Annotated in this window: 13 protein-coding genes; 7 read left to right on the top strand and 6 right to left on the bottom strand. The window is 66.1% G+C overall.

Translation table 11 applies throughout. The features are described 5' to 3' along the window. The first annotated feature begins 187 nt into the window (after positions 1–187). Positions 188–1000, top strand: a complete 813-nt coding sequence (locus E1261_RS36220; protein ID WP_132414247.1) for a class I SAM-dependent methyltransferase — start codon at positions 188–190, stop codon at positions 998–1000. A gap of 300 nt (positions 1001–1300) precedes the next feature. Here E1261_RS36220 and E1261_RS36215 read toward each other — a convergent pair whose 3' ends face one another. From E1261_RS36215 to E1261_RS36200, 4 genes are all read right to left on the bottom strand, one after another. Then, positions 1301–2455: an alpha/beta hydrolase gene (locus E1261_RS36215; protein WP_132414246.1), complete on the bottom strand. Its 1155-nt coding sequence runs from the start codon at positions 2453–2455 to the stop codon at positions 1301–1303. Between the two features lie 141 nt (positions 2456–2596). Next, positions 2597–3454, bottom strand: a complete 858-nt coding sequence (locus E1261_RS36210) for a helix-turn-helix transcriptional regulator (protein WP_132414245.1) — start codon at positions 3452–3454, stop codon at positions 2597–2599. A 92-nt stretch (positions 3455–3546) separates the two neighbouring features. After that, positions 3547–4566: a zinc-dependent alcohol dehydrogenase family protein gene (locus E1261_RS36205; protein ID WP_202875346.1), complete on the bottom strand. Its 1020-nt coding sequence runs from the start codon at positions 4564–4566 to the stop codon at positions 3547–3549. A 179-nt stretch (positions 4567–4745) separates the two neighbouring features. Further along, a complete protein-coding gene (locus E1261_RS36200; protein WP_132414244.1) occupies positions 4746–5660 on the bottom strand; it encodes an SDR family NAD(P)-dependent oxidoreductase in 915 nt (304 codons plus the stop codon). A gap of 102 nt (positions 5661–5762) precedes the next feature. Here E1261_RS36200 and E1261_RS36195 point away from each other — a divergent pair, with 102 nt between their 5' ends. Beyond that, entirely contained in the window at positions 5763–6362 is a 600-nt protein-coding gene (locus E1261_RS36195; protein ID WP_132414243.1) for an acyl-CoA-like ligand-binding transcription factor, read from the top strand. Positions 6363–6776: 414 nt separating this feature from the next. Next, the gene (locus tag E1261_RS36185; RefSeq protein WP_132414242.1) at positions 6777–8315 is read left to right on the top strand and encodes a glycoside hydrolase family 88 protein; all 1539 of its coding nucleotides are present in this window, start codon (positions 6777–6779) and stop codon (positions 8313–8315) included. Between the two features lie 14 nt (positions 8316–8329). Here the strand turns inward: E1261_RS36185 and E1261_RS36180 are convergent, their stop codons facing one another. Further along, positions 8330–8902: a GNAT family N-acetyltransferase gene (locus E1261_RS36180; protein ID WP_238176645.1), complete on the bottom strand. Its 573-nt coding sequence runs from the start codon at positions 8900–8902 to the stop codon at positions 8330–8332. Between the two features lie 208 nt (positions 8903–9110). On the opposite strand from E1261_RS36180, the gene E1261_RS36175 reads away from it, so the two are divergent. The 3 genes from E1261_RS36175 to E1261_RS36165 all read left to right on the top strand — a co-directional run bounded on the left by E1261_RS36175 (position 9111) and on the right by E1261_RS36165 (position 12692). Beyond that, positions 9111–10121, top strand: coding sequence for a LacI family DNA-binding transcriptional regulator (locus tag E1261_RS36175; RefSeq protein ID WP_132414241.1), 1011 nt, complete (start codon positions 9111–9113; stop codon positions 10119–10121). An 81-nt stretch (positions 10122–10202) separates the two neighbouring features. Further along, positions 10203–11984 carry a hypothetical protein gene (locus tag E1261_RS36170; protein ID WP_202875344.1) on the top strand — a complete coding sequence of 594 codons (1782 nt, stop codon included), beginning with the start codon at positions 10203–10205 and terminating at the stop codon, positions 11982–11984. Positions 11985–12092: 108 nt separating this feature from the next. Beyond that, positions 12093–12692: a hypothetical protein gene (locus E1261_RS36165; protein WP_132414240.1), complete on the top strand. Its 600-nt coding sequence runs from the start codon at positions 12093–12095 to the stop codon at positions 12690–12692. Between the two features lie 145 nt (positions 12693–12837). Here E1261_RS36165 and E1261_RS36160 read toward each other — a convergent pair whose 3' ends face one another. After that, positions 12838–13260, bottom strand: coding sequence for a winged helix-turn-helix transcriptional regulator (locus E1261_RS36160; protein WP_132414239.1), 423 nt, complete (start codon positions 13258–13260; stop codon positions 12838–12840). Positions 13261–13381: 121 nt separating this feature from the next. On the opposite strand from E1261_RS36160, the gene E1261_RS36155 reads away from it, so the two are divergent. Next, positions 13382–13638: SDR family NAD(P)-dependent oxidoreductase (locus E1261_RS36155; protein WP_132414238.1), on the top strand; the 257-nt coding region annotated here is incomplete at its 3' end.

Genomic DNA, 13638 nt, shown 5'->3' with positions numbered 1-13638 from the left:
ATACGAGACAGCCTCCGCACCACCCTCGACGAGATCATCTGCGACTGGACCCCCGAGCAACGGACCGCAGCCGAACACCGCGCCCGAGCCCACGCCCTACAGTTCGACCGAGCCCAAGTCTTCGACCGCCTCTTCGCCCTGACTACCCCACCCGCCATCCCCGTCGCCTGAGCAGTAGCTTGGATGGATGGACGCCGAACTCGTTGGAGCGCAGCAGACCCTCAGCCCTGTCCTCAGGGCGAAAGCACTCGACAACCGGCTACCCGATCCGATCCTCGGCGACAAGTACGCCGAGCAAGCCATGCGCCGCCTCGATCCCGACTACGACACCGGCAGATTCGGCACGAGCCAGATGGGTCTGGTGGCCGTCGTACGGGCCAAGGCCCACGATGACTGGGCCCGAACCTTCCTCGACGACCACCCAGACGCAGTGGTGCTCCACCTGGGCTGCGGGCTGGACGCCCGGGTGTACCGGGTCGACCCTCCGCCCACTGTCGCCTGGTACGACCTGGACTACCCCTCGGTCATCAAACTGCGGCAACAGTTCCTCCCGCCGCGAGAGCACTACACGCTGATCAGTTCGAGCGTCACCGACCTGAGCTGGCTGGACCAGGTCCCCCGCGACCGCCCCGTGCTGATCATCGCCGAGGGACTCGTCCCCTACCTGACCGAGAGCGACCTTCGACGACTGCTGACGCACGCAGTCGAGGCCTTCCCCACCGGCCAAATCCAGCTCGACACCGTCGCAGTCTGGGCGTGGCGCACCTCGAAATGGCATCCCACGCTCCGCAAGTACGGCACCCAGTTCCACTGCGGCTTCGACAACCCAGCAACCATCGCCGACTGGCACCCGCGCCTCACCTACGTCGACGAAGCCCCCATGAACGACTCACCCCTACTAATGACCAAGGCACCCGCCAACGTACGCCGCATGTACCGCGCCCTGAACCTCCTACCAGGCATGAAACGCTCCACCCGAATCATCCGCTTCCGCTTCTAGTCAGCAACGTCGACCGGTCGTTCGTCGGGCGGTAGCCGATACCAGTCGTGGAGTTCTTTGAAGCACGCCTCGTAGAGCTCGTCGCTCGGATGCTCGCCCCTGATCTCGATGCCGATTTCACCCGTCGACAGATCGATGACTGCGTCGATGCTTGCTCAGTCGTTGCACCAGGCAACCTGATGATGGCCTGGCTGACCAGCTCTGCGCAGGCGACTCGAGGCGGGTCGTACCGGCGCCGAACTGCCACGTAGGGCTGTGCGGGGAGCGTCGACGGATGCTCCCCGCACACACGCGGTTGTGTCAGGCGGTGAGGTGCTGGTTGAAGTAGCTCGTCAGCTTGCCGAAGGGGATCAGATTGACACGGTCGTAGAGGTCGACGTGGCCGGCACCGGGCACCCAGAACAGTTCCTTCGGTTCGGCGGCGCGCTCGTAGGCGTCCTGGCTGAATTCTTTGGAGTGGGCCTGATCGCCGGAGATGAACAGCAACGGCCGTGGGGAGATCGTCTCGATGTCGTCGAACGGGTAGAAGTTCATGAACTTGACCTCGCCGGTCAGGGGGCGGCGCACCGTGAGCCGCGGCGACGCACCCGGAGGCGTGAATTCGCCTCTCGGCGTGCGGTAGAAGTCGTAGAACTCACGGTCGATGTCACCAGACTCCTCAGTGATCTCAAGGGGCGCTCCCGCGGAATAGACGGTCTCGCCGCCGGTGAACTCGACGTAGCGCTGCTGGGCGGCTGACTCGAGGATCTCCTTGCGCTGCTCGACCGATTGCGAGTGCTCGAGGCCGTTGCGGTTGACGGCTCCCATGTCGTACATGCTCACGGTGGCGATCGCCTTGATCCGCGGGTCCAGCTTGGCCGCGCTGACAACGAAGCCGCCGCTGCCGCAGATGCCGATCGCGCCGATGCGGTTCCGGTCGACGAAACCCCTGGTGCCCAGGAAGTCGACTGCGGCGCTGTAGTCCTCGGAGAAAACGTCGGGCAAGATGGCCTGCCGTGGCCGGCCTTCGCTTCCGCCCCAGAACGACAGGTCCAGCGACAGCGTCACGAACCCTTGCTCCGCCATCTTGGTGGCGTACAGGTTGGCGCTTTGTTCCTTCACCGCGCCCATCGGGTGACCGACGACGATCCCCGGGTGCGTCGTACGACGGTCGAGTCCCTTGGGGGTGAAGAGGTTTCCGGCCACAGTCATCTGGTACTGGTTCTTGAACCTGACCTTGCGCACGGTGACTTTGTCACTGGTGTAGAAGTTGTCGGCTCCGTCCGCCGCATCGCCGCTTGCGGCTCCCGCCCGCTGGACGTTCGGCGCCGGGGCGGCCTGAGCGCTCGAGACGCCGGCAAGGGACAGCGCACCGGCCGCCGCTGCGCCTACTCCCGCTGCTTTCAGCAGGCTGCGCCGGTGCAGCCGCGCATTGGTCAAGTTGTCGCGTTGTTCAACCTCATGGTTCTCGTTCATCTGTGTCTCCTTGTTTGGCTGTGCAGGTAGGGGGTTGCTCTGTACCGGGGCAGGTCTGTACGACCACGGGCGGAGCGACCGTGGGCGGGGCGATGCACGATGGGTAGTTCGACGGGCTGTTCGCTGCCCGCGGCGTGTTGTTCAGCGTTGCTGATTGTGGGTGGCTGCCCAGGCGGAGAGTAGGGCGAACTTGTCGGCGGTCTCCGAGCCTTCTTCGGCGGTGTAGGTGATGATCGACAGCCCGGGCTCGCCAGGTATCGCGAAGACGTCGTACGTGACCGTCACTTCGCCGACCTCTGGGTGGCGGTAGGCCTTGGTTCCGGTGCGGTGCTCGTGGACGTCCTGGTCGGCCCAGTCCTTGCGGAACTGTGGACTGCGCATGGACAGCTCACCGACCAGGGTGGTGAGTTCGCCGTTGAGCGGGTCGCGACCGGCCTCGTAGCGCAGCATCGCGGCGGTCAGGCTGCAGGCCAGTGGCCAGTCCACGTAGTAGTCGCGGGCGCGAGAATCCAGGAAAATGAACCGTGCCAGGTTCGGCCGCTCGGCCTCGAAGTGCTGCGGAAGCAGCGCGCGTCCCATCAGGTTGCCGGCGATCAGATCTTGCTGGCAGTTGCAGACAACGGCCGGGACAGCGAGATTGTCCAGGACGCGCTGCACCGAGGTACGCACATCTGGGTTGCTTCGCCCTCGGAGATCTTCCTGTACGGCTGAGCTGGGCGTGATGCCGCGGGCCAGGTCGAACAAGTGGGCGCGCTCGACGTCGTTGAGGAGCAGCGCTCGCGCGATGGCATTGAGGACGCTGTCGGAAGCGCCGCGGATGTTGCCGCGCTCGAGACGGGTGTAGTAGTCGAGGCTGACCCCGGCGAGCTCGGCGACTTCCGCGCGCCGCAGGCCGGCGACCCGGCGTTCGCCGCCGAAGTCGTCGATGCCGGCCTGCGCGGGTGTCACGTTCGCGCGGCGGGAAACGAGGAAATCCCGGATGTCGTCCTTGCTGGTCACGTTCTCCACCGTAGATCGGTAGCTGATGAGGGTGGGAGGTTGCGGCAGGACCTCCCACGCCGCCCGGTCGATGTTCGACGGATGCCGGTCCGTCAGAGCGTCAGGAGAACCTTTGTGGCGCGGCGCTCATCCATCGCGCGGTAACCCGCTGCGGCCTGCTCGAGCGGCAGGGTGAGGTCGAAGACCTTGCCCGGGTCGATCTTGCGGTCCCAGATGAGCTGAATGAGATCGGGCAGGTAGCGGCGCACGGGAGCGGGGCCGCCGAGGGTATGGATACCGGCGAAGAACAGCTCGATACCGGGGATCTTGACGTCGTAGTTCACGCCGACGTAGCCGAGGTGGCCGCCGCCGCGGGTCGTACCCACGGCCTGCATGAACGACTCCTGGGTGCCGACCGCCTCCACGACGGAGTGGGCGCCGAGGCCGCCGGTGAGTTCCTTGACCTTGGCGACGCCGTCCTCGCCGCGCTCCTCGACGATGTCCGTGGCCCCGTAGTAGCGGGCGAGCTTTTGCCGCTCGGCATGCCGTGACATGGCGATGACGCGCTCGGCGCCGAGCTGCTTGGCGGCCAGGATCGCCATCAGACCGACAGCACCGTCCCCGACCACCGCTACCGTCTTGCCGGGACCGGCCTGAGCCGCGTCAGCGGCGAACCAGCCGGTTCCCAGCACGTCGGATGCCGCGAGCAGTGACGGGACCAGGTCGGCGGGGGGTTCGCCCGGGGTTGTGACGAGGGTTCCGTCGGCGTGGGGAATCCGTGCCCGCTCGGCTTGCGTGCCGATCTGCGCGACGAACTCGGCGTGCACGCACTTGGACTGGAAACCGGCCTGGCAGATCTCGCAGGTGTTGTCCGAGATCACGAACGAGCCGACGACGAAGTCGCCGATCTTGACGTTCTTTACGTCGTCACCGGTCTCCTCGACGATGCCGATGTACTCGTGTCCCATCGGGTTGTGGTCGACCGGCTCGACGCCACGGTACGGCCACAGGTCGGACCCGCAGATGCAGGTCGCGGTGATCCGGATGATCGCGTCGGTGGGCTCGAAGATCTTCGGGTCCTCGCGGTCCTCGACCCGGACATCGCCAGGGGCGTACATGACGACTCCACGCATCGGCGGTTCTCCTTACTTGTTGCGGCTTGTTGCGCCGCGCCGGACGAGCGGCACGGCTTCGGTGCTTTCCATCGGAACTCATCCAACGCTGGTCCGCCTTGTTTGCGGGAGGCCCGGCCAGAACCCCTCAGACATCGAGCAGGGCGGCCAGCCGCTGAGCTTGTTCCGGGATTGCCCCCTCAGGCGGAGAACGTGACGCCGGTGAGCTGCTCCGACACGGACCACAAGCGACGCTGCGTCGCCAGGTCGTAGGAGGCAGGGCTGGACGTGACCACACGGGGGAATCCGCGGGTCTCACGCATGCGGTCGGGGCCGTAGTACTGGCCGCCGAGCACGCTTGGATCGGTCGCGGCGCGCAGGGTGGGTAGCGCGCCTTGCGCGGCGCTCTGGGCGAGCAGCGGCATGACGACGGTCGCGGCGGCCCGCGCGATGGCGGGCATGTTGCGCGACAGCTCGGTGGAGGCGCTGCCCGGGTGCGCGGCGACGGCGACCGTGCTGCCGTGCGCGGCGAGGCGGCGCTGCAGCTCGTAGGTGAACATCAGGTTGGCCAGCTTGGCCTGGCCGTAGGCGGCGACCCGGTCGTAGCTGCGGTCCCACTGCAGGTCGTCGAAGTGGATGTCCGCCCGGATGCGGTGACCGAAGCTGCTGACAGTCACGACGCGGGAGCCGGGCACGGGGAGCAGGTGGTCGAGCAGCAGCCCGGTCAGCGCGAAATGGCCGAGGTGGTTCACGCCGAACTGCAGGTCGAAGCCATCGGCGGTCTTCTGCTGGGGCGTGTACATCACGCCGGCGTTGTTGATCAGCAGGTCGATCCGCGGGTGCACGGACCCGAGGTCGGTGGCCGCTGCGCGCACGGATGCCAGGGAGCCCAGGTTCAGATGCTGGACCGTGACGTCGGCATCGGGCACCTGGTCGGCGATCCTCGCCGCGGCCTGCTTGCCCTTGTCGATGTCGCGGACGGCGAGCACCACGGCCGCGCCGCGGCCCGCGAGGGCGCGGGCGGTCTCGAACCCGAGTCCGCTGTTGGCTCCGGTGATCACCGCGACACGTCCGTCCTGGCGGGGGATGTCGTCCATGGTCCATGGGGTGGTCATGGGGTACCTCCGATCTTTCGTGGTTGACTTGGCAGTAATGCCACTGTAGGCCATATGTGGCACTGAGTGCCAACTATGCTCCTCGGCAGTTAAGGTGGGCACATGAAGCAGTCCACTCCGATCCCCGTACGTGAACGAGCTCGGCGTGCCATGCGCGCCGAGCTGGCGATGCTGGCCCAGGACCTGTTTGCGGCCAAGGGCTACGAGCAGACGACGATCGACGACCTGGTCGCGGCTGCCGGTATCTCCAGGCGTACCTTCTTCCGCTACTTCACCTCCAAGGAGGACCTCGTACTGGGCAAGTACGATGCGTGGTCGCAGATGCTGGTGGAGGGGCTCGCTGCACGGCCCGCCGACGAGCCGGTCTGGGAGTCGCTGCGGCGGGCGTTCGACGTCGTCGTCGAGTACTTCGAAGATGTGACGCTCGCGGAGCGGTCTCTCGCGATGGAGCAGGTCATCCACGACAACCCCGCCCTGAGCGCCGGCGAGCTCGAGCGGATCTCACGTGTCCAGGGTGAGCTCGCCGAGCTGGTAGGGGCACGGACCGGCCGTCAAGCGGCCACCGACCCACGCCCGACGGTCATCGCCGGCGCCGCCCTGGCCTGTGTGGTCGCCGCGAAGGACGTATGGATCACCACCGACCGCGGCAGGCCATTCGGGACGCTGCTCGACGAGGCCATGGGTGCGCTGAAGCCGGTCTGAGCGCGGCGTACCGGACGCACACAACACCGCAGCTAGCGGACAGTGGACGCCTATGGTTCTGTCGCATGACTTCGCCGCCGCGCTCGTACGGTTTCACCGGCAGGCGACCGGCCGCGGTCGAGATCGCGTTCTGGATCGCGGTCGTGACGAAGCCCCCATGAACGACTCACCCGTATTCGTGGCCAAGGCACCCGCGAGCGTGCGTCGTCGCATGTACCGCGCCCTGAACCTCCTACCAGGCATGAAACGCTCCACCCGAATCGTCCGATCCCGCTTTTAGTTTGGACAGTGAGCGCAAGGTACCTGATGAGCCAATGGCCTGGACTAATACGCATTAGCGCCTTGACGTGACTCGGCGCGACCGGTCACAGTCGAGGCGTCCAACTCTGACCGCCCCCGGTTTTGGAGCTCGAGATGCGTGCACAAACACTGCGCGGCGCCCTGGCGGCGCTCCTGTCCCTCTCCGTCCTCATCGCCCCGCTCCCCTCGGCCGACGCCCTCGCCGGTACGACGGCCCGGTACGAGGCGGAGGTGGCGGCGTACTCGACCGGTAGTTCGGTGGAGAGCAACCACACCGGCTTCTCTGGCTCGGGTTTCGTCAACACGGGCAACGCAGTTGGCAGCTACGTGCAGTGGACCGTCAACCGCTCGGAGGCCGGCCCTGCCACCCTCGCCTTCGGCCACGCGAACGGCACCGACGCCATCCGCGCCGTCGACGTCACCGTCAACGGAACTGTGGTCGCCAAGAGCGTCCCGTACCCGTCGACCGGCGGGTGGACGGTCTGGAAGACGCGCGTCACCACCGCGAATCTCAACGCCGGTTCGAACACCGTCCGCGTCACGGCAACCACTGCCGATGGCACCGCGAACCTGGACTACCTCGACGTGACACCAACGACCACGGACTGGTCGAAAGCGATGGTCGACTCCACGATGGCGCGCTACACACCGACCACGATCGGCGGCTGGTCCTACCCGGTCGGCCTCTACCTCTACGGCCAGTACCTGGTCTATCAGCGCACGCACGACCCCAAGTACCTCACCTACATCAAGTCCTGGGTCGACAGGTTCGTGGACCCGTCCGGCACCATCAACAACAGCTTCAACGATCTCGACAGCATGCTCTCCGGCCGGCTGCTCGTCCTGCTCCACCACGAGACCGGCGACACCCGCTACAAGGTTGCCGCAGGCAAGATTCGCACTCGACTCAACACCTACCCCCGCACCACGGACGGCGGCTTCTGGCACGCCGCCACCTACCGCCAGCACCAACTGTGGGGCGACGGCGTCTTCATGGTCGACCCCTTCCTCGCAGAATACGGCCGCGAGTTCGGCGACTCGACGTACACGAGCAAGGAAACCGTCGACCAACTGCTCACCTACGCGAAACACCTGCAACAGCCCAACGGACTCCTACGCCACGCGTACGACGAGGCTCGCGCTCAGGCATGGGCCGATCCGACCACGGGGCTCGCGCCGGAGGTCTGGTGCCGCGCCGAGGGCTGGTACGGAATGGCGGTCATCGACGTGCTCGAGGCAGTACCCACCAACCAACCCCGCCGGGCCGAGCTGATCGCCGTACTGCGCAAACTCGTCGCGGCGTACGCGCAGTACCAGGACCCGAGGACCGGCCGCTGGTTCCAGGTCGTCGACAAGGGCAACCGTGCCGACAACTGGACCGAGACATCCTGCTCGTCGATGTACACCTTCACCATCTCCCGAGCAGTCCAACGCGGGTACGTCGACCCGTCGTACAAGGCAACCGCCGACCGCGGCTACCGGGGAGTCCTGGCCACGATCTCGCTCGGCAACGACGGACGCACCTACCTGAACGACATCAGCGTCGGAACGAACGTCGGCAACTACCAGTACTACATCGACCGCGCCCGAGCGACCAACGACTTCCACGGCCTCGGCGCCTTCCTCATCATGAACGAACAACTCCGAGGCTGACGCCAGAGCGGCCGTCAGACTTCCGCGCGCATAACCCACCGCCACTTGGCGATCTGACGGTCACGCACAAATCCGAACTGCTCGTAGAGCTCCTCCGGACCGGTGTGCAGGTAGGCGCCGCGCTGCGGTTTGCGGTCGACGGTCTGCTCCGGATAGGCCTCGACCACCCCGCCGCCGGCAGCTTGGATCGCGTCCAGCGCGCCCCTGACAGCCGCACGGGCGACGCCCCGGCCGCGGTGGCGGCTTCCGGTGAAGATGCACCCGATCCGCCAGGCGGGAAGCTCTGAGGCGCCAGCGGCGTACTTGGCCGGGTTCTTGATGTTGGGCAGCTCCGCCGGGGTTCCGTACTGACACCAGCCCACGCAATCGCCGTCCGAGTCGTAGACGAGGATCTGGTGCGCAGTGCCATTGTCCACGTGGGCGCGCTTCGCAGCGCGGTTGCGTTCAGCGCTGTGCGGCGCCTCACCGAACCCTTCGACATGAAACCCGATGCACCAGCAACCACCCCAGACCCCGTTGTTGGCTTCCACCAACGCGCAGAAGTCGTCCCAGGTCTCCGGCGACAACGGCCGAGTCGAATAGGTCACCAGCGCCTCCTTCTTCAGGCTCGCCCTGCAAGCGTTCACGAACAACTACCAGGCCGGCCACACATGACAATGCTCCTGGCAGGAAACTGCCACCCCAAGCCGCTCGATCACAGCTGAGGTATTGACCTCTTCCCCGGGGAAGTCCTACTGTCAGCGAACCGGTTCGCGAACCGGTTCGCTGAGGCAGGATCCGGACGAGGAGGCTGCGATGAACATCGGTGAGATCGCCCGTCGGGCTGGTGTCTCGCGCAGTACCGTCTCGTACGTCCTGTCGGGGAAGCGACAGGTCAGCCCCGACTTGCATCGCCGGGTGACCGAGGTGATCGAAGCGGCCGGATACCGGCCGAGTGCCACCGCGCGTGCGCTGGCCGAGGGCACTACCCGCACGATCGGCCTGGCGATCCCTCCGGTCGCCGGGCACCTCAGCGTCGACCAACTGCACTTCGTCGGCGCAGTCAGCGAAGCCGCGGCCGACGCCGGGTACGACGTACTGCTCTCCCCCAGCGGTGCGGAGCGGCGAGCCGCGTTCGATCGGATCGTCGAGCAGCGGCGGGTCGACGGGATGATCCTGATGGAGACCGTGCTGCACGACTCTCGCGTCGCCAAACTGGCCGCAGAGGACTTCCCGTTCGTCACTATCGGCCGGACCGGCGACAGCGACACCCACGGCTGGGTCGATCTCGACTACGCCGGACTGGTTGCCCAAGGCATCGAGCAGTTGGCTGCCGCCGGGCATCGCCGGGTCGCGCTGATCAATCGGCAACAAGACCTGCTCGACCATGAGTACGGGCCTGCCTACCGCGCCGCCGACGCGTTCGGCAAAGCCGTCGTCGAGCTGAATCTCGACGGCCACGCCGAATGCTGCGACGACGACAACGCAGCCGCGGCGGCCTGCCTGGACCGCATCTTCGCGGCCATGCCGGACGTCACCGCGCTGCTCACCATCAACGAACGGTCGCTGACCGGAGTGGTGACGAGCCTGCTCGGGCGCGACCTGCGGATCCCCACTGATATCAGCGTGCTGGCGATCGCTTCCGAACGCAACGCGACCTCGGTGACCCCGATGGTCAGCGCCGCGGACGTGCCGACGGCGGCGATGGGCGCCGAGGCGGTCGCCGCCGTACTGCGCCGGATCTCCAACCCCGAGGGCTCACTACCTAACCACCTCTTCAGCCCACCCTTCGTAGACCGCGGCAGCGTCGCCGCACCGCGCCGCTGACTCACATCTGAAGCACGTATCACGCTTCCCCTCGACTTCGTCGTGCCCACACCACCGCCCCTTTGAAGAATGGTGAAGCCCGTGAATCCCTTACCACGCGTCCTCCGTGCACTACTGGCCGGAGGACTAGTAGCTACAGCGCTCACTGTCCCAGCAGCAGGACCGGCTTCCGCAGCTGACCAGTCCGTCACGGTCGACCTGGCGACGACCACCGGAACAGTCACCCGCGCGGGCGCCGGCTTCCTCTACGGCCTCAACCAGGACGGCACCCAGCCACCCGACAACCTGCTGAGCCCCCTGCAGGTCACCTCGGCTAGAGGCGGTGGCGCCCGCCTACCAGGCCACGGCTGGATCGGCGACGGCTACCGCGCTGGTACCGGGTACCGGACGCGCATCAACTCAGCGCTGGCCCAAGTCCGTCGCCTGACCACTGGGCAATACAACGCGAGCTACGACCTGCTGGTCAGCGACCTGTGGGGCGCCGATACCGAGCAGCCCGCCAACACCGTCTACCCCTGTACCAATGGCGACTGCACCAACTGGGTGTCGTTCATCGGCCAGGTCGTCGCAGATGTGCAGGCCAGCGGGCTTCGGGTGCGCTACGACATCTACAACGAACCCGACGGCACCGGCTTCTTCCCACCCGGTGTGAACACACCGCAGTACTTCCAGATGTGGGATTCGGCTGTCCGGGAGCTCCGCCGGCTCGTACCGTCCGCACAAATCACCGGCCCTGGGGTCTCCGGCTGGAACCCGAACTACTTAAGCACCTTCCTGGACCACACCAAAGCCGCTGGGACCTTGCCGACCACGCTGGATTGGCACTTCAGCGGCACGCCGTACCAGGACGTACAGACTGCCCGCTCGTTGTTGTCCCAACGCGGCATCACCGGGATTGACCTCTCGATGAACGAGTACCTGTTCCCCGGCGATCAGCACGCCGGCTATCAGGCCTGGTACCTGACCCAGCTGGCCAAATCCGGAATCTCCCGAGCCAGCCATGCCATCTGGACCGACTGCTGTGTCGGCGGGACACTCGACTCCACGCTGGTCCGCGACGGCAGCGGCGCGCTCCGGCCAACCGGCCAGTGGTGGGTCTACAAGTCGTACGCCGATGTCAGCGGCCAACTCGTTGCCGTCAACAACAATGGCGGCAGCACCGACGCCGTCGCTGCGAAAGACCAGACCGCGCGGCGGGTCGCCGTACTCCTAGGTGACAAGACCGGCAACACCGGAACAACCAGGGTGACAATCAACGGCCTGACCAGCTCACCGTGGCTTGCCGGAGCAGGTGGTATCCAGGTGACGCTGCAGCGGATCCCGGACCAAGGGCCCCTCGATCAACCCGCAGTAGTCAGCACCCAAGTCGTTGCCGCCGGCACCTCTTCTCTCCAGGTCCCGATCCCCTGGACCGGGGCCCAAGACGCCTACTTCATCACGCTAACGCCCGCTTCCACCGGCGCGGTCACCACGCTCGACGCAACCGCAACAACCCCAGGCGCAAACTACTTCGAGTACGGCGCCAACTGGGGCCGGACGGATGGCGTAGCCGACATGTACGCCGGCACGGCGAACTGGAGCTACACCCCGGGCTCGACGGCGCGTATCCGTTTCACCGGCACCCAACTCATCCTGCACGCAGTCCGCGACCAAGACCAAGGCCGCTTCACCATCCAACTCGACAATGCCCCCGCCGTCACCATCGACGACTACGCACCGGCCAGAAACGCCTCAGGAGTCGTCTGGACCAGTCCCCCAGTCGCCGCGGGCCAACACACCGCGACCATCGTCGTCGCCCAGGACAAGAATCCAGCCAGCACCGGCCACAACATCGCCCTGGACTACATAGAGGTGAAGCCCTAACCGACACCGGTGACCTCGGCGCAGTACGACCACAGCTCGCGAGCGACCGCCAAACGACGTCTCCGGCTCGACATCACCGGCCGGGGCGGACACCTATAGTTCTGTCGCATGACTTCGCCGCCACGCTCGTACGATCTCACCGGCAGGCGACCGGCCGCGGTCGAGATCGCGTTCTGGATCGCGGCCGTGGTGCCGCCGCTGGCGACCGTGCTCAACGTGGCCGCCTTCGTGGTCGTGAAGAGGGCTGTGGACAACGTGTTCGGTACGACGGGCGGGGACGCTCAGGCGTCGATGGTCGAACTCCGCGACAAGGTGAACGGGCCCCTGCTCGGCTTCTTCATCTTCTACACGGTCGCCCACCTACTCCTGAGCGCCCTCTGGATCCTCCTCGGACTCAAGCTGCGCGGCGGCCGACACTCGGCGCGGATCACGCTGACTGTGTTCGCCTCCGTGTGGGCCCTGTCCAGCCTCGTAGCGCTGATCCAGGGCGACACCCAGGACTTCATGACCGGGAACGTACCCCCATTCTTCGAGTTCCCAAGCTCGTACCTCGTACTGGACTACACGCGAAGCGCCCTGGCTCTGCTCGCGATGGCCACATTCATCCCACTGGTCTTCCTGAGTCCGTCCAACCGGTATTTCGAACACGCCAATGTTGCCCCTGGCAAGCAAGCAGCTAGGGGCTCCCTGCAGGGCAAAGGGGAATAGTCCCTGTCGGAGGATCCTCACGCACTTCAAAGTGCCTTTTGTAAGCCTTCTCTTACTCACTCATGATGGTGTTACGCACTACTAGTGAGGTGAGCAAGATGGTTGCGCAGCATGAACGTGGAGGCGAGCGATGAGGCCTGGCGGCTCAGCCTGCCGGCGCGCTGACCGGAGCCTTGCCTCGGCCGACTCCTGTGAGTTCGCTGGCCGCCCGGTTGCCAGCGATCTCACTGTGGTGTGCGGCGGCCCAGCCGGCCATCGCCATCACCGCATCCAACAGGGACCGGCCCAGGTCCGTCAGCTCGTACTCCACTCGCGGCGGGACCTCGGCGTACGGGGTCCTCGTGACGAGTCCATCTCGCTCAAGGTTCTTGAGCGTCTGGGTCAACATCCGCTGCGAGATCCCAGGAATGATCGAGTGTAGTTCGGAGTAGCGCAGCGGCCCTCCGCCGAGCGTGCTGATGATCAACACGCTCCACTTGTCGCCGATCCGGTCGAGCACCTCGCGGATGAACGCGCTGTCTTCGGGCCATGCCTGGCACGGCCCGCCGATCCTCGTCGCTGTCACCATCTCGTCCGCCTCTCGTTCACATTCACGACGATACAGACCACTCAGCCTGTTACCACACCAGCAGTAAGTAACGCTCCCATCAGCTCGCGCCACCGCGCGATCACCGAAAGGAAACGCACCCATGCCCACCATCGCCATCGTCGGAGCCGGATCCGGCCTCGGCCTTTCCATCGCCAAGGCCTTCGGGGACAACGGATTCTCCGTCGCGCTCGTCGCACGCACCCAGGAGAAGCTCGACGCCCTCGCCGCTGACCTGAAAGAGGCCGGGATCGAGGCCGCCGGCTTCGCTGCCGACGTCATGGAACCGGCCACCGTCGCCGCCGCCTTCGACCGGATCAAAGAGCGCTTCGGAGCCGTAGACGTCCTCGAGTACTCCCC

The organism is Kribbella albertanoniae (genome assembly GCF_004348455.1).
In the GTDB taxonomy this organism is placed as follows: Bacteria; Actinomycetota; Actinomycetes; order Propionibacteriales; family Kribbellaceae; genus Kribbella; species Kribbella albertanoniae.
Note: the sequence above shows the minus strand (reverse complement) of the source record. Positions and strands in the feature narration are given on the sequence as shown.

Excerpts from the sequence above, each read along its gene's own strand:
- E1261_RS36220 (WP_132414247.1), top strand. The coding sequence starts at position 188 with ATGGACGCCGAACTCGTTGGAGCGCAGCAGACCCTCAGCCCTGTCCTC.
- E1261_RS36215 (WP_132414246.1), bottom strand. The coding sequence starts at position 2,455 with ATGAACGAGAACCATGAGGTTGAACAACGCGACAACTTGACCAATGCG.
- E1261_RS36205 (WP_202875346.1), bottom strand. The coding sequence starts at position 4,566 with ATGCGTGGAGTCGTCATGTACGCCCCTGGCGATGTCCGGGTCGAGGAC.
- E1261_RS36200 (WP_132414244.1), bottom strand. The coding sequence starts at position 5,660 with ATGACCACCCCATGGACCATGGACGACATCCCCCGCCAGGACGGACGT.
- E1261_RS36195 (WP_132414243.1), top strand. The coding sequence starts at position 5,763 with ATGAAGCAGTCCACTCCGATCCCCGTACGTGAACGAGCTCGGCGTGCC.
- E1261_RS36185 (WP_132414242.1), top strand. The coding sequence starts at position 6,777 with ATGCGTGCACAAACACTGCGCGGCGCCCTGGCGGCGCTCCTGTCCCTC.
- E1261_RS36175 (WP_132414241.1), top strand. The coding sequence starts at position 9,111 with ATGAACATCGGTGAGATCGCCCGTCGGGCTGGTGTCTCGCGCAGTACC.
- E1261_RS36165 (WP_132414240.1), top strand. The coding sequence starts at position 12,093 with ATGACTTCGCCGCCACGCTCGTACGATCTCACCGGCAGGCGACCGGCC.
- E1261_RS36160 (WP_132414239.1), bottom strand. The coding sequence starts at position 13,260 with ATGGTGACAGCGACGAGGATCGGCGGGCCGTGCCAGGCATGGCCCGAA.